The organism is Uliginosibacterium silvisoli, from assembly GCF_036017035.1.
GTDB lineage: Bacteria > Pseudomonadota > Gammaproteobacteria > Burkholderiales > Rhodocyclaceae > Viridibacterium > Viridibacterium silvisoli.
In genome coordinates this window covers 522,776-537,569 of sequence record NZ_JAYXHS010000004.1, presented here as the reverse complement: position 1 = coordinate 537,569, position 14,794 = coordinate 522,776, and the positions used below count along the sequence as shown (strand labels likewise).

Annotated in this window: 15 protein-coding genes; 5 read left to right on the top strand and 10 right to left on the bottom strand. The window is 61.7% G+C overall.

What is annotated here, in order from left to right; genetic code table 11:
• Positions 1-29: 29 nt before the first annotated feature.
• The 5 genes from VVD49_RS20275 to VVD49_RS20255 are packed head-to-tail and all read right to left on the bottom strand — an operon-like array spanning position 30 to position 2,651.
• Complete coding sequence (locus VVD49_RS20275; protein WP_327601050.1) at positions 30-335, bottom strand: urease subunit beta; 306 nt, start codon at positions 333-335, stop codon at positions 30-32.
• Between the two features lie 21 nt (positions 336-356).
• Positions 357-956 carry a HupE/UreJ family protein gene (locus VVD49_RS20270; protein WP_327601049.1) on the bottom strand — a complete coding sequence of 200 codons (600 nt, stop codon included), beginning with the start codon at positions 954-956 and terminating at the stop codon, positions 357-359.
• Positions 953-1,486 (bottom strand): GNAT family N-acetyltransferase, encoded by a 534-nt coding sequence (locus tag VVD49_RS20265; protein WP_327601048.1) that lies wholly within the window; start codon positions 1,484-1,486, stop codon positions 953-955. The genes VVD49_RS20270 and VVD49_RS20265 overlap by 4 nt, the downstream gene beginning before the upstream one ends.
• A gap of 6 nt (positions 1,487-1,492) precedes the next feature.
• Entirely contained in the window at positions 1,493-1,795 is a 303-nt protein-coding gene (gene ureA, locus VVD49_RS20260) for an urease subunit gamma (RefSeq protein WP_327601047.1), read from the bottom strand.
• A 4-nt stretch (positions 1,796-1,799) separates the two neighbouring features.
• Positions 1,800-2,651: an urease accessory protein UreD gene (locus VVD49_RS20255; protein ID WP_327601046.1), complete on the bottom strand. Its 852-nt coding sequence runs from the start codon at positions 2,649-2,651 to the stop codon at positions 1,800-1,802.
• Between the two features lie 342 nt (positions 2,652-2,993).
• On the opposite strand from VVD49_RS20255, the gene VVD49_RS20250 reads away from it, so the two are divergent.
• Complete coding sequence (locus tag VVD49_RS20250) at positions 2,994-5,321, top strand: methyl-accepting chemotaxis protein (RefSeq protein WP_327601045.1); 2,328 nt, start codon at positions 2,994-2,996, stop codon at positions 5,319-5,321.
• Between the two features lie 102 nt (positions 5,322-5,423).
• Here the strand turns inward: VVD49_RS20250 and urtE are convergent, their stop codons facing one another.
• The 5 genes from urtE to urtA form a co-directional block, all read right to left on the bottom strand.
• Entirely contained in the window at positions 5,424-6,116 is a 693-nt protein-coding gene (gene urtE / locus VVD49_RS20245; RefSeq protein WP_327601044.1) for an urea ABC transporter ATP-binding subunit UrtE, read from the bottom strand.
• Between the two features lie 69 nt (positions 6,117-6,185).
• The gene (urtD, locus tag VVD49_RS20240) at positions 6,186-7,067 is read right to left on the bottom strand and encodes an urea ABC transporter ATP-binding protein UrtD (protein WP_327601043.1); all 882 of its coding nucleotides are present in this window, start codon (positions 7,065-7,067) and stop codon (positions 6,186-6,188) included.
• A complete protein-coding gene (gene urtC, locus VVD49_RS20235) occupies positions 7,064-8,167 on the bottom strand; it encodes an urea ABC transporter permease subunit UrtC (protein WP_327601042.1) in 1,104 nt (367 codons plus the stop codon). Before urtC ends, urtD begins: the two co-directional genes overlap by 4 nt.
• Positions 8,168-8,194: 27 nt before the next feature.
• Positions 8,195-9,838, bottom strand: coding sequence for an urea ABC transporter permease subunit UrtB (gene urtB, locus VVD49_RS20230; protein ID WP_327601041.1), 1,644 nt, complete (start codon positions 9,836-9,838; stop codon positions 8,195-8,197).
• 157 nt (positions 9,839-9,995) lie between these two features.
• Complete coding sequence (gene urtA / locus VVD49_RS20225; RefSeq protein WP_416384917.1) at positions 9,996-11,267, bottom strand: urea ABC transporter substrate-binding protein; 1,272 nt, start codon at positions 11,265-11,267, stop codon at positions 9,996-9,998.
• Positions 11,268-11,594: 327 nt separating this feature from the next.
• On the opposite strand from urtA, the gene VVD49_RS20220 reads away from it, so the two are divergent.
• The 4 genes from VVD49_RS20220 to VVD49_RS20205 are packed head-to-tail and all read left to right on the top strand — an operon-like array spanning position 11,595 to position 14,683.
• On the top strand, positions 11,595-12,641 hold the full coding sequence (locus tag VVD49_RS20220) for an SAM-dependent methyltransferase (RefSeq protein ID WP_327601040.1): 1,047 nt from the start codon (positions 11,595-11,597) through the stop codon (positions 12,639-12,641).
• On the top strand, positions 12,638-13,258 hold the full coding sequence (locus VVD49_RS20215) for a DUF2878 domain-containing protein (RefSeq protein WP_327601039.1): 621 nt from the start codon (positions 12,638-12,640) through the stop codon (positions 13,256-13,258). The genes VVD49_RS20220 and VVD49_RS20215 overlap by 4 nt, the downstream gene beginning before the upstream one ends.
• Positions 13,251-14,054, top strand: coding sequence for a DUF1295 domain-containing protein (locus tag VVD49_RS20210; RefSeq protein ID WP_327601038.1), 804 nt, complete (start codon positions 13,251-13,253; stop codon positions 14,052-14,054). The genes VVD49_RS20215 and VVD49_RS20210 overlap by 8 nt, the downstream gene beginning before the upstream one ends.
• Positions 14,051-14,683, top strand: coding sequence for a DUF6134 family protein (locus VVD49_RS20205; RefSeq protein WP_327601037.1), 633 nt, complete (start codon positions 14,051-14,053; stop codon positions 14,681-14,683). Before VVD49_RS20210 ends, VVD49_RS20205 begins: the two co-directional genes overlap by 4 nt.
• Positions 14,684-14,794 lie beyond the last annotated feature (111 nt).

Sequence of the window (14,794 nt, the reverse complement as noted above, 5' to 3'; positions counted from 1 at the left end):
TGATCAAGCCTCGCGGGAATGACGAATTGCTAAAGCGCGCCCTGTACTAACCCTCTGAAGCCATACACCTTGCGATCGCCCGCATAGTCGACCAGCTCGACCGTGCGGCTCTGACCGGGTTCGAAACGCACGGCCGTACCGCTGGCGATATTGAGGCGCATGCCGTGCGCGGCTTCGCGATCGAATTTCAGCGCGGCGTTGGTTTCTGCAAAGTGATAGTGCGAGCCGACCTGGATCGGGCGGTCGCCGGTGTTCTCGACGGCAATGGTCGCCGTGCGTCGACCGACATTGAGTTCGATGTTGCCGTCATCTACGAGAAGCTCGCCGGGTGTCATGTGTGGCTCCTGTCTCTGGAATCAGATTGCGCCGCTCAGCAGGCTCACGCCCAGCACGGCAACGGAGGCACCCGCGATGCGCGGCAACCACACATTGCGCGCCAGCACGAAGCGGCCGAGCAGCACGCCGGTGATGTGCAAGCTCATCGTGCCAAGCACCATGCCGGAAAGCGCTGCGAGGGCTTGTTGTGCCGGCAGCTCGCTGCCGTGGGCGACGCCGTGGAAGATCGCGAATGCACCGACCAGTGTTGCGCCGATGGCTGCAGGCAATTTGATCTGCGTCGCAACCATCACACCGAGCACGAGCAGCGAGGCGACGATCATCGGCTCAACGCCAGCGAGCTGCAGACCATCGAAAGCCAGCAGGCCGCCGACCAGCAGAAGCGAAGCGAAGGCGACAGGCATGGCCCACATGCGTTTTGCGGAATCGCGGAAGGCCAGCGCGCTCCACACACCGACGGCAATCATCGCGGCAAGGTGGTCGAGACCGGTGAAGGGGTGGACGAGGCCTTCGATGAAAGCGGAGCCGTGATGCGAGCCACCGTCGGCGCCGGTGTGGGCGAAGGCAAGCGCGGGCAGGAACAGAGCGATGGCGAGAGCGGTGAGGCGTGTGAGTTTCATGTAGGGCTCCTCAGGAAAAGTGACTTGTAATAGATGGCATTGGCGCGCCACGTGCCGTCAGGGCCGCAGGCGTATTCAGGAATGCCGCCGGCGCGGGTGTAGCCGAGAGACTGGTAGAAAGGCTCAGCGGAAGAGCCTGCTTCCGTATCGAGATAGACTAGGCCACGCTCGAGTCCGGCCGCGCGGGTTTCGACGGCCTGCATCAGCATCCTGCCGATGCCGAGACGGCGCGATGTCGAGGCAACCAGCAACTTCTGCACTTCAGCACGGTTAATGCCATTGGCCTTCGTGCAGAGTTCGAGTTGCACGCTGCCGCAGACACCTCCGTCGTGTTCGGCAAACCACAGGAGGCGTTGTCTGGACACAATGGAAGCGCGAAGGGATTCGACCCATCTTTCCGCTTCATCGTTGGTAAGTGGCAAGACGAAACCGACCGACGCACCATGGGCGACGGAATCGACGAGCAGGCTGACCAGATCGCTCCTGCGGCGATCAAAGTCTTCAGCACGAATCTCGACGATCTGGGTCATCAGGGCTCAGATGATGGGATGGTGAACGGTTACGAGTTTGGTGCCGTCGGGGAAGGTCGCTTCCACCTGGATTTCGGGAATCAGTTCGGCGATGCCGTCCATGACGTCGTCACGCGAGAGCAGCGTGGTGCCGTAGTTCATCAGCTCGGCGACGGTGCGACCGTCACGCGCGCCTTCGAGGATGGCGGCGCTGATGAAGGCAATGGCCTCCGGGTAATTGAGTTTGAGGCCGCGCGCCTTGCGGCGTTCGGCGACGAGACCTGCCGTGAAGATCAGCAGCTTGTCTTTTTCGCGGGGCGTCAGTTCCATGTCTTCATGTTCTCCAGATGCGCGGCGGGACCGCATCGCGTTGCAGGATGTAGGGTCGGGCCAAAGCCCAGACTGCTTCGAAATATTGGCGCGCGGCTTCGGACGAGTTTGACACGAGGCGCACGGCAGTGACATCGGGCAGGGCGGATACACCGCATGTGCCCTGCGAGATAGACAGGCCGCGCAAGGCTTCGAGCAACGCCGCGTCGGGCTTGATGCCTGCCAGCCAGAGCGTACCGAAAACCGTGTGATCGGCGAGGCCCAGCTGTGACGACATGGCCGCATCGCTACCCTGCAGATGCATGCTCTCGCGCCAGATCGGCGAGCCATCGGGGCGTTGCAGGCGGAAGCGCTGGCGGTAGCTGCCTTGCTTGAAGCTCTCGCCGCTTGCGGTGCGGCCGAGGCAGACGAGATCCCAGCCGATAGCCTTTGCACCGGGCGCCAGCGTGACCGTTGTTTCCGTATCGGCGATGGCGCGGTCGAAAACGATGACTTCCTGCGGCAGCCATTCGAGCACGGCGTTCTCGGCGATATCAAGATGGATGCGCTGTGTCGCTGTTGCGCCGAGGCTGCCGTACCACTTGCCAGCGCCGGGCGTGGTCAGTTGCGCATGCGCACCTTGTGCAAGATCCAGACTGAGGCGCAGCTGATCACCACCGGCAATCCCGGCGGGTGGATGCAGGATGAGTATCTGGCAGACGTCGTCGCCCTCGGGGTGCAGCGCCTTCTGCACGCGCAAGGGGCCCTTGTGCAGGTTATGGGTGAGGGCGCTGCGCTTGCCTCGGCGCTCGACACGCAGTTCGAGTGAGGCTTGCCAGCCTGAGCTCTGTTGGTGCTCGGTGAGGAGGGGGGGCAAGGGGGCGTTCATGGTGTGTCGATTATGCCGCGTGGCGATGGCGAGTTGGTGCGGCTATGGCGCGAGTTGAGCCGGTCAGCCGGACTTTCTCATGCCGGTCTGACCAGATGTGCTGGTGTGCAACGAAATTGACTATCAGCCACCGCATATCAAATTGATCTGCGTACCGCCCTAAAGGTAAGCCCTGACCTGCCGTTGAACGAGCTGACAGGGTCATTCTGCTACAGGAAACGAGCTGAGCAGCATGATCCAGCCTTGCGATTTTCTGAATCCACGATCTGCATCCGGTGCTGGCGATGTTCAACGCACCAAGTGCAAGACAAGAATGTGACGGGGGACGATTTGGCTTCACGAGGAAAACCTATCGCGTATTTCACGCGCGAAATTTCGGGGGGCGCAGCGCCCGAGTCCCTTTTCCAGGGGGCTTTGCTGGCGGCGCGGAAACGTGGGCTGGATCTGGTGACCTTCCGTGGGGGAACGGCGGGCAAGGATCCGGGCGCCGTGATCTATGAGCTGGCGGACAACAGTTTTGGTGGCATCGTCACCTGGGCTTCGCCCGATGCCAACGAGGCAGCAGCGAAGTTCTATCGGGGCTATGGACAGGTACCGGTGGTCACGCTGGCCGTCCAGTTGCCGGGTTTGCCGGCCGTGATGACCGACAGCCTGTCGGCGCTGCGCTATGTCATGGAACACATGATCCAGCACCATCACAAGAAGCGGATCATCTTCGTGCGCGGGCCCGCCACGCACGAGGGCGCGATCAAGCGCTTCCAGGCTTACCAGGAGGCCTTGCGCAACCACGGCTTGCCGGAAGATGAGCGCCTGATCTCGCCTCATTGCACCTGGGGCAAGGACCAGGGGCCGCTCATGGTGAAGTACTTCCTCGACGAAAAAGGGCTCGTGCCCGGCCGCGATTTCGATGCCTTTGTCTGCGTCAATGACAACATTGCGATTGGTGCGCTCGAAGAGTTCCAGCGCCGTGGCGTCATGGTGCCGGACGTCGTGGCGGTGACGGGTTGCAACGACAGTGCGGAAGCGCGCTTTGCGATTCCCCCCATCACGACCGTGTCCATGCCCTTCCTCGAACAGAGCGACACCGCTTTCCAGTTCCTGGAGGCGATTGGCGCTGGCCGTACGCAAGGGCTTGAAGCCTGTCTGCCTGCACGGCTGGCTGTAGCGCAGTCCTGCGGTTGTCCCTCGCCGTTTGTCGCATCGGTGAGACACGGCGCACATGCCGTGCCCGGCATTGCGGACCTGTATCAGGCTTTGTGTGGCGGTCTGCCGGTCGACGAAGCGGCTGCCTCGCGTTTGCGTGTGCTGGCGGCAAGGATTCCCGAAACCTTCGGCAACGCCTTGCTGCATCCGGGGCAACGCAGCGCGTGGCTGGCGGCGCTGACCGAAGCCGTGGTGGTTCTGCATCGCTTGCGCATGAGCCCGGAGAATGTGCAGATCGTCATTTCGATGATGCGCAAGCGCGCCTGGTTGCTGCGCAACACACCGGTTCTGCGCTCGCGGGCTGAGGCCCTGTGGGCAGAAGGTCGCGTCGTGGTCAGCGAAATTGCCGGTCGCCAGCGCGACGCGGAATCGCTGCGACTCATTTCGCAAGAACGTGCGTTGGGGCAGATCGGCGCCAAGCTGTCGGTCGTGCAGGACGTGAAGGCCATCCTGAAGATCGTGCAGGACGAACTGCCCAAGCTCGGTATCGTTGCCTTCCAGCTCGCGCTGTATGAGGTCGATGCGGGCTGGAATCGCAAGGGTTTGCCCAGTCATTTGCGCGTCGTGGCCGGTTTCGGGCCATCCGGAAAAGTTGCTGACAACGCTCCGCGCCAGGCTTGCAAGGGTTATCTCGGTACGGTGCTTGCCAGTGCAGGTGGCGGCGTGCCGCTTGTCGTCGTGCCGCTGCACTTCAACGAGATCCAGATCGGCGTGGCTGTATTCGGACTGGGTAACGAAGATGGCAGCATCTACGAGACGCTCAAGATCCAGCTCTCCAGCGCGCTCTACGGCACCATCGTGCGCCAGACGCTGAAGGAGACCATGGCCACCATGGAAGAGAAAGTGGCTGCCGTCACGCACAGTTCCTCGCAGATCAGTGACGGCGTGCATACCGGCTCGGCTGCGATGGAGGAAGTCTCCAACAGCATTCACGGCATCTCGGAGAGCATCGAAGAGGTGCTCAAGGTCATCGGCAATGCTGTTGATCTGACCCGCGCTGCCAGCGGCGAGATGACCGTGCTGAACAAGCAGGCCATGGAAATCAACACCATACTCGGGATCATCTCGGAGATTGCCAATCGCACGAATCTGCTGGCGCTCAATGCTTCCATCGAGGCGGCACGTGCGGGTGAGCAAGGTCGTGGCTTTGCTGTGGTGGCGGACGAAGTGAAGTCGCTGGCGCAGACGACGGCTGTGTCGTCCGCGAACATCCGCGGCATGATCGACAAGGTTCAGAAGAACTCCTCGCAGGTATTCAAATCGATCAGCGACATGAGCGAGATCATGCAGAAGGTGTCCGAGCTGGGTGGTGGCATCTCGCATGCCATCGGCGAGCAGACGACGGCGACCGACGAAATCACCGGCGTGCTCTCCCAGGCCGCAGCGGGAACCAGTGAAATTGCTCAGGCACTCGCTGAATTGCATGAGATAGGCAAACAGGCCGTGCGGGTATAGGCGACAGGGGTCGAAACCAATTGAATCCGTCATCCCGGCGAAGGCCGGGATCCAGTTTCCGAACGTGGTGCTGGATCCTGGTTTTCGCCGGGATGTTTTTTTCTAGATAGCGACCAGGCTCTGCACATTCTCCGCAGCCATCTCGCTGCCGGGACCTGCCTTGATGATCTCGCCGCGCGCCATGACGGCGTACTGGTCGGCGAGTGACTGCGCGAAATCGTAGTACTGCTCGACCAGCAGGATCGCCATCTCGCCACCTTCGGCGAGCTTGCGGATCGCCGCGCCGATGTCCTTGATGATCGATGGCTGGATGCCCTCGGTGGGCTCGTCGAGGATCAGCACCTTCGGTCGCATCGTCAGCGCGCGGCCAATGGCGAGCTGCTGTTGCTGGCCGCCGGAAAGGTCGCCGCCACGACGCTTGAGCATGTCCTTCAGCACCGGGAACATCTCGTAGATGTAGCCGGGGATGCCGCGCGATGCCTTGCCGTTGGCGAGGCCCATCAAGAGGTTTTCTTCCACCGTCAGGCGCGGGAAAATCTCGCGCCCTTGCGGCACGTAAGCCATGCCGAGCGCAGCGCGCTGGTAGGCGGCAGCCTTGGTGATGTCCTTGCCGTCGAACGAGACCGAGCCCTTGGCGACGGGCAGCAGACCCATCAGGCACTTGAGCAGGGTCGTCTTGCCGACGCCGTTGCGGCCGAGCAGGGTGGTGACTTCGCCTTGCTTGAGCGAGAGCGAGACGCCACGCAGTGTGTGGCTGCCGCCGTAGTACTGGTTGAGGTTTTCGACTGTGAGCATATCCGTCCCGTAGGGTGCGCACTGCGCACCATCAATGCGGTGCGCAGTGCGCACCCTACCTATTGCGATTCATCGACCGAGGTACACCTCAATCACACGCTCATCGTTCTGCACCTGATCCAGCGGGCCTTCCGACAGCACGCTGCCTTCGTGCAGGCAGGTGACCTTGCGGCCTTCGGAGATCTGCTTGATGAAGTCCATGTCGTGCTCGACGACGACCAGCGTGTATTGCCCGGCGAGCGACAGGAACAGCTCGCCGCTGCGTTCGGTCTCGGCGTCGGTCATGCCAGCGGCGGGTTCGTCGAGCAGCAGAAGCAGCGGCTCCTGCATCAGCAGCATGCCGATCTCGAGCCATTGCTTCTGGCCATGCGAGAGCAGGCCGGATGGGCGCTGTGCCGAGTCCTTGAGCTGGATCAGCTCGAGGTTTTCGTTGATGCGGTCGCGTTGCTCGCCCGTCAGCTTGGCGCGCAGGCTGGCCCAGATGCCCTTGTCCGTCTTCATCGCCAGTTCGAGGTTTTCGTAAACGCTCAACTGCTCGAAGACTGTGGGTTTCTGGAATTTGCGGCCGATGCCGGCGTGGGCGATCTGCGGTTCGCTGAGTTTGGTCAGGTCGATGGTCTGGCCAAAGAAGGCCGTGCCGGAAGTCGGTCGCGTCTTGCCGGTGATGACGTCCATCATGGTCGTCTTGCCGGCGCCGTTCGGGCCGATCACGCAACGCAACTCGCCCTTGTCGATGTTCAGGTTCAGGTTGTTGATGGCCTTGAAGCCATCGAAGCTGACGCAGATGTTATCCAGGTAAAGGATGACGCCGTGCGTGGTGTCGAGCTGGCTGGTATCGACCGGGCGACCCGCCCCGATCGAGCTCGACTGCGTGCCACCGGAACCACTGCCGCTGATCTGGCCGCTGTTCGTGACATCTTCTTTCTCTACGTCTTTCACTGCGGCGTTCATGCGCACTCTCCGCGTTTCTGCAACAGCGCACGTGCTTCACCCAGCACGCCGCGTGGCATGTATAGCGTCACGAGGACGAAGATCAGGCCGAGGAAGTACAGCCAGTATTCGGGGAAGGCAACGGTGAACCAGCTCTTCACGCCGTTGATGAGACCGGCTCCGATGAGCGGCCCGATCAGCGTGCCGCGACCACCCACCGCGACCCAGATGGCGATCTCGATGGAGTTGGCTGGCGACATCTCGCTCGGGTTGATGATGCCCACTTGCGGTACGAACAACGCGCCGGCAATCGCGCAGATCACCGCCGAGACGACCCAGATGAACAGCTTGTAGGGCAGCGGGTTGTAGCCGGAGAACATGACACGCGTTTCGGCATCGCGGATCGCGGCGAGCACGCGACCGAGCTTGCTGGTGACGATGTAGCGCGCCAGTAGCAGGAAGCCGATGAGGAGGATTGCGGTCAGGCCGAACAGCACGATGCGTGTCGATGGTGCAGTGATGTGATAACCGAGGATGCGCTTGAAGTCGGTGAAGCCGTTGTTGCCGCCGAAGCCCGTTTCATTGCGGAAGAACAACAGCATCGTGGCGAAGGTCAGCGCCTGTGTGATGATCGAGAAATACACACCCTTGATGCGCGAGCGGAAGGCGAAGAAACCGAACACCAGCGCCAACAAGCCGGGGATGAGTACGACCAGCAGCATCGCCCACAGGAAGTGCTCGGTGCCCACCCAGTACCAGGGCAGCTCCTTCCAGTTCAGGAACACCATGAAGTCGGGCAGGTCGCTCTGGTAGTTGCCTTCGCGGCCGATGGCGCGCATCAGGTACATGCCCATGGCGTAACCGCCGAGGGCGAAGAAGATGCCGTGCCCCAGCGACAGGATGCCGGTGTAACCCCACACCAGGTCCATTGCCAGCGCGACGATGGCGTAGCACATGATCTTGCCGATCAACGTGACCCAGTAGGTCGAGAGGTGCAGGGCGCTGCTTTCCGGTACGACCAGATTGAGGACGGGCACGAGGATCAGCGTGATGGCTGCGAAGATCGCGAGCCCCATCCAGGCCTTTGGCCCGAAGATGCGTTCTGTAAGTGTCTTGTTCATGATTTGTCGTCAGCCTGGCGTTGGTTGTTATGCGTCGACAAAGCGACCCTTGATTGCGAACAGACCCTGCGGACGTTTCTGGATGAAGATGATGATGAACACCAGCACGGCAATCTTGGCGAGCACGGCACCGGCCCAGCCTTCGATGAACTTGTTGATGAGGCCAAGCCCCAGCGCGGCGTAGATCGTGCCGGAGAGCTGACCGACGCCACCTGTCACCACCACCATGAACGAGTCGATGATGTAGCCCTGACCCAGATCGGGGCCTACATTCGTGACTTGCGACAGCGCGCATCCTGCGAGGCCGGCGATACCCGCGCCGAGCCCGAACGCGACCGTGTCGACACGCGGCGTGGCCACGCCGACGCAGCTCGCCATCTGGCGGTTCTGTGTCACGGCGCGCACGAACAGGCCGAGACGTGTGCGGGTCAGGATCAGCGTCATGCCCATCACCACGAGCGCCGCGAAAGCGATGATGGCGAGACGGTTGTACGGCAGGATCAGGTTGCTCATGACCTGCACGCCGCCCGACAGCCACTGCGGGTTTTCGACGAGCACGTTCTGCGCGCCGAAGAAGCTGCGCACGCTCTGTATCAGGATCAGGCTGATGCCCCAGGTGGCGAGCAGCGTTTCCAGCGGACGACCGTAGAGATGCTTGATGACGAGGCGTTCCATCAACACGCCAACCAGGCCCGATGCCAGGAAGGCAATCGGCAACGCGATCAGCGGGTAGAACTCGATGAGGCCGGGGAAGTGCGCGCGGATGATGTTCTGCGTGATGTAGGTAGCGTAGGCGCCGATCATGATCAGCTCGCCGTGCGCCATGTTGATGACGCCCATCAGGCCGTAGGTAATCGCCAGGCCGAGTGCCGCCAGCAGCAGGATGCTGCCGAGCGAGATGCCGGTGAATGCGCCGCCCAGCCACTCGCCGTATTTCAGGCGCTGGTCGATCGACTCGATTCCTTTCTGCGCCGCGACGCGCACCGTCTCGTCGGGCTCCTTGAAGGCATCGCCTTCTTTCTCCAGCAAGCCGGCCAACAGCTGCTTCATGGCCGGGTCATCACTTTCGCCGAGCGTGGTGATGGCGGCCATGCGCACGCCCTTGTCGGCGTTATGCAGTTGGGCTGCGGCCTGGGTGAGGCGCAGCATGACGATGATCTTCGGGTCTTTCTCGACCTGCAGCGCCTTGTCGAGCAAAGGCACGATGGCCTCGTCGGGCGCGTCCTGCAGTTTCTTGACGGCAGCGAAGCGGGTGTTACGGTCCGTGGATGTCAGGTCGAGCGCCGCGAAGGCGTTCTGCAGGGCCAGTGTCACGCGGTTGTTCGTGACCACGTCCTCAGCGGTTTCAGGTAGCTCCTTGATCTCCGCGCCAGTGATGGCGTCGGTGATTTTCTCGCCGTCGACGATCAGTACCTGTTTGCCGTCGACCACCTTGAGTGATTCGTCGCCGAGTGCCTTGAGAACGGGCAGGTATTCTGGATCAGCTTGGCCAGCGATGGCGTTGAGTGCGTCGACCTTGGCATCGTTGTCGCCGGCTGCGAGCTTGAGGATCAGTTCTGGCGAGGGCTTGGCGAAGGCGAGTGGCGCGAGGAAGCTGCTGAACAGCAGCACCAGCAAACCGACCGCTGCATGTGTGGCGCGAGTACGGAACTTGAGTACTGAGATAGTCATGGCTTTGTCTGCTGACAGCGTGATGCGCTGTTGTGCGCAATGGGATGACCAAGGGCAGTCGCCCGATCAGGAGAGAGCCCCTCGATCTCTCTCCTGACCCCCTCTGCCGCACAGCAGAGGGGTGTTACAGGCAGTTTTGCTTCTTGCTACGGATTGCTTACTTCTTTTCAGGCACGTTCTTCTTGCCCTTGTTTTCCGGGATGTAATCGCTCCACGGATCGGCAACGACCGGGCCCGGTGTCTTCCACACGACCTTGAACTGACCGTCAGCCTTCACTTCGCCGATGAACACCGGCTTGTGCAGGTGATGGTTTTCCTTGTCCATCGTGGAGGTGAAGCCACCTGGTGCCTTGAAGGTCTGGCCGGCCATCGCTGCGATCACCTTGTCGGTGTCGGTCGACTTGGCCTTGGTCACGGCTTGTGCCCACATGTTCACGCCGATGTAGGTGGCTTCCATCGGATCGTTGGTCAGAGGCTTCTCAGCGTGGCCAGGGATCTTGTGTTCCTTGGCGTAGGCAGACCACTTCTTGATGAAGGCGTCATTGGTCGGGTTCTTGATGCTCATGAAGTAGTTCCATGCAGCAAGGTGACCGACGAGAGGCTTGGCATCGACGCCGCGCAGCTCTTCTTCACCCACCGAGAACGCCACGACCGGCACGTCGGTCGCCTTCAGGCCCTGGTTACCCAGTTCCTTGTAGAAAGGCACGTTGGAGTCGCCATTGATCGTCGACACGACGGCGGTCTTCTTGCCGGCTGCAGCGAACTTCTTGATGTTGGCGATGATCGTCTGGTAATCGCTGTGACCGAACGGTGTGTACTCTTCCATGATGTCTTCGTCCTTGACGCCCTTGCTGTGCAGGAAGGCGCGAAGAATCTTGTTGGTGGTACGTGGATACACATAGTCGGTACCCAGCAGGACGAAGCGCTTGGCCGAGCCGCCGTCCTTGCTCATCAGGTATTCGACGGCCGGGATGGCTTGCTGGTTAGGCGCAGCACCCGTATAGAACACGTTCTTCGACAGCTCTTCACCTTCGTACTGGACGGGGTAGAACAGCAGGCTGTTGAGTTCTTCGAACACTGGCAGCACCGACTTGCGCGAGACCGAGGTCCAGCAGCCGAAGGTCACGGCAACCTTGTCCTTGGAGATCAGCTGGCGCGCCTTTTCAGCGAACAGTGGCCAGTTGGAAGCCGGGTCGACCACGACTGGCTCGAGCTTCTTGCCGAGCAGACCGCCCTTGGCATTGATCTCGTCGATCGCCATCAACACGGTGTCTTTCAGCACAGTTTCAGAAATGGCCATCGTGCCCGACAGCGAGTGCAGCACGCCCACCTTGATGGTGTCGGCAGCAGATGCCGTCATGGTTGCAAACCCTGCGGTAGCCAGAGCAATGGTCATTGCCGTGGCTTTGATGAAGGAACGACGTTGCATGTGTAGACCCCCTGATAGAAAGTTGGCTGGCTCCGGCCAGAATGTTTGCTGCGATGCCGGATGAACCGAAATGTAGGGGGCGAGCCGGGAGCGAGGAATACGCAGGATTGCGTAGGGGATGCGTAGTCGGCCAGTTGCAGGAGCAGGCCATGCCCGCGACACCTCGCGTTCAGTCCCGGCCAGCCCCGGAGCGTGACCGGCTTTGTCGCGGGCATGGCCCGCTCCTGGGGTCGCTGGTGTCGTCAAAGCTTGCTTGCGCGCATCCAGAATTCCCCGCTCCGCGTAGTGCCCCATAGACATCGCATCAACATCTACAGGGGCACGCACATGGAACTCGCAACCAGGCTTGGCATGAAGTGGGTGGAGCAGGGCGTCTTGCCTGACGCGGTGGTGCGCGCCGGCATCCGTCAGTTGTTGCGCGAGCGCCTTGCCGAAATACAGGCTCAGGATGTGCATGCGGGGGCTGATCTCGCGGCCAGTTTCATCGCGGGAATGCGCGATGCCCCCGCCGCCCTGCTGCCTGAGAAGGCCAACGAGCAACATTACGAAGTACCGGCCGAGTTCTTTGCACAGGTGCTCGGCAAGCATCGCAAGTACAGCGGCTGCTATTTCCCTGAGGGCGTGTATGCCCTCGACTCCGCCGAGGAGCATGCCCTTGCCATGACCTGCGAGCGCGCCGGCATTGCTAATGGGCACGACGTGCTGGAACTGGGCTGTGGCTGGGGCTCGCTGACCTTGTGGATGGCGCACCACTATCCTGCCAGCCGCATCACAGCCGTTTCCAACTCGCATTCGCAACGGACCTACATCGAATCGCAAGCGCGCCTGCGCGGTCTTCACAACGTCACCGTCATTACCTGTGACATGAATGAATTTGCCACCGAGGAGCGCTTTGATCGCATCGTCTCGGTCGAGATGTTCGAGCACATGCGCAACTGGCCAGATCTGTTCCGCCGCGTGAGCAGCTGGTTGCAGCCGACCGGCAAGTTCTTCATGCATGTCTTCGTGCACCGTTCGACGCCTTACCTCTTTGTCGAGCGCGATGCGAGTGACTGGATGAGCCGGCACTTCTTCTCGGGCGGCATGATGCCGAGCGATGACCTCGCCTTGAACTTCCAGGAGGATCTGTCCATCGTGCAGCGCTGGCGCTGGGATGGTCGCCACTACGAGCGCACGTCGAATGCCTGGCTGCGCAACATGGATGAGCGCCGCAAGACGGTGTATCCGGTGCTGGAACAGGCCTACGGCAAGGAGCAGGCCGCTGTGTGGTGGGCACGCTGGCGTCTGTTCTTCATGTCGGTCGCCGAGCTCTTCGGCTACAACAAGGGGCAGGAGTGGTGGGTGAGCCACTACCTGTTTGAACGTCGCCCATGAGTGAGCCGGTCCTCGCACCCGTGCTCTTCGACTTGAGGCCCTCGCCGAGGTCCGCGCGCGGTCCGACGTCGAGTCGTGTGCTTGGCAACTTCGTGCTGTTCCAGTGCGCCTGGTTCGCGTGCGTGATCGGTGCGGCACACGACTTCGCCTGGCTTGGCATTCTTGCGATCTCCGTTGCATGTGCATGGCATCTCGTCATTTCGGTGCGACCCATGCCCGAAATGCGCCTGGTTCTCTCTGCGATGTTGATCGGCGCCGTGTGGGAAAGCGCACTCGTCACTGCGGGCCTCATTGACTACACCCACGGCACACTTGTCGCGGGCATCGCGCCGCCATGGATCGTCGCCATGTGGGCGCTGCTGGCGATCACCCTCAACGTCACGATGCGCTGGCTCAAGCGGCGCTGGCTGCTCGCTGCGGTGATGGGCGCCGTGGCCGGGCCGCTGTCGTTCCTCGCCGGCGCGCGTCTCGGCGCAGCCACCTTCACCGGCGGCGTCGACACCACGGTGGCACTCGCCATCGGCTGGGCTTGCCTGATGCCGCTCATGATGTGGCTGTCCGATCGTTACGATGGCGTGATGCCGACGCAGCAGAATCAGGATGGACCGCATGCCTGAGTTCTCCGTGCTTCTGGATGCGGCCTTGAGTGGCCTTGGCGTGATCGTCGCGATTGCCCTCGTCACCTGGGCGATCAGCGTCGCGTGCAAGGACGTGAGCATCGTCGACCGCGTCTGGCCCATCTTCATGCTGGCTGCCGGCCTCACCTATGCCTGCAGCCTCGGCGTCGATGGCGCACGCGCAGTCATCGTGCTCGCTCTTGTCGCAACCTGGGCGTTGCGTCTGTCGGGCTACATCACCTGGCGTAGCTGGGGCGGCGAGGAAGACCGGCGCTATCAGGAGATCCGCGCGCGCAACCAGCCGGACTTTGCTTTCAAGAGCCTCTACCTGGTCTTCGCCCTGCAAGCCGTGCTGGCCTGGATCATCTCTTCACCACTTCTCGTTGCCGTTGCGAGTCAGAACCCGCTTGGCTGGCTGGATGCAATCGGCATTGCGCTTGCCGCCTTCGGCATCCTCTTCGAAGGCATCGCCGATACGCAGATGGCGCTGTTCAAGGCACGCCAGGAGAACAAGGGGCAGGTCATGGATCGCGGCCTGTGGCGTTACACACGGCACCCGAATTACTTCGGAGAGAGCTGCACCTGGTGGGGCTTCTTCCTCATCGCACTCTCGGCGGGTGGCTTCGGTGGCGCATGGACACTCGTTTCACCCGTTGTCCTCACCTTGCTCCTGCTGAAGGTCTCCGGCGTCAGCCTGCTGGAGAAAGACATCGGCGAGCGCCGCCCCGGCTATCGCGAATACATCCAGCGTACAAACGCCTTCGTGCCGGGCCCGCCGCGTGAGGCAAGCAAGTGATCAAGCTCCTGCTCACCCTTGCAGCGCTCTCGCTGCTGCCTTTGTCGGCAGCGGCGCAGTCCTCGCGCAGCTGGAATTTCCGCGTGGCGCTGAATGACGAGCCCATCGGCACGCAGCGCTTCACGCTGACGCCGCAAGGCGATCAACGCGAGCTGCGCAGCGAAGCCAGCTTTGACGTGAAAGTGCTCTTCATCAACGCCTATCGCTACCGCCACGAAGCGACCGAACGCTGGCAGGGCGATTGCCTGCGGAGTATCGCGTCGCGCACTGACGACGACGGAAAGCTGATCAGCGTCAAATCGCAGCGCGAGGGCGACAAGCTGCAAGTCACAGCGACGAAAGCGAGCGAAACGCTGGAAGGCTGCGTGATGACTTTTGCCTACTGGAATCCGGCCATCCTGCGCCAGACGAAACTGCTCAACCCGCAGACCGGTGAGTACGAAAAGGTTTCGTTTGCACTTGTCGGTGAAGAGAGCATCGAGGTGCGCGGGCAAGCTACGAAAGCGAAACGCTACCGCCTCAGCGGTCCGGAGCGCCCGATAGACCTTTGGTATGGGGCGGATGGTGACTGGCTTGCGCTGCAATCAACGGTGGCCGGTGGAAGACGCCTCACATACAAGCTCGAATAGCGACGTACACAACAGGTTCGTCATCCCGGCGAAGGCCGGGATCCAGTACTAGACGACCGATCTGGATCCCGGCCTTCGCCGGGATGACGGGCTGCCTTGTGGGCCCTGATG

Bases quoted from the DNA above. Each gene is read 5' to 3' on its own strand.
- VVD49_RS20275 (WP_327601050.1), bottom strand. From the start codon at position 335: ATGACACCCGGCGAGCTTCTCGTAGATGACGGCAACATCGAACTCAAT.
- VVD49_RS20270 (WP_327601049.1), bottom strand. From the start codon at position 956: ATGAAACTCACACGCCTCACCGCTCTCGCCATCGCTCTGTTCCTGCCC.
- VVD49_RS20265 (WP_327601048.1), bottom strand. From the start codon at position 1,486: ATGACCCAGATCGTCGAGATTCGTGCTGAAGACTTTGATCGCCGCAGG.
- ureA (WP_327601047.1), bottom strand. From the start codon at position 1,795: ATGGAACTGACGCCCCGCGAAAAAGACAAGCTGCTGATCTTCACGGCA.
- urtE (WP_327601044.1), bottom strand. From the start codon at position 6,116: ATGCTCACAGTCGAAAACCTCAACCAGTACTACGGCGGCAGCCACACA.
- urtD (WP_327601043.1), bottom strand. From the start codon at position 7,067: ATGAACGCCGCAGTGAAAGACGTAGAGAAAGAAGATGTCACGAACAGC.
- urtC (WP_327601042.1), bottom strand. From the start codon at position 8,167: ATGAACAAGACACTTACAGAACGCATCTTCGGGCCAAAGGCCTGGATG.
- urtB (WP_327601041.1), bottom strand. From the start codon at position 9,838: ATGACTATCTCAGTACTCAAGTTCCGTACTCGCGCCACACATGCAGCG.
- urtA (WP_416384917.1), bottom strand. From the start codon at position 11,267: ATGCAACGTCGTTCCTTCATCAAAGCCACGGCAATGACCATTGCTCTG.
- VVD49_RS20220 (WP_327601040.1), top strand. From the start codon at position 11,595: ATGGAACTCGCAACCAGGCTTGGCATGAAGTGGGTGGAGCAGGGCGTC.
- VVD49_RS20215 (WP_327601039.1), top strand. From the start codon at position 12,638: ATGAGTGAGCCGGTCCTCGCACCCGTGCTCTTCGACTTGAGGCCCTCG.
- VVD49_RS20210 (WP_327601038.1), top strand. From the start codon at position 13,251: ATGCCTGAGTTCTCCGTGCTTCTGGATGCGGCCTTGAGTGGCCTTGGC.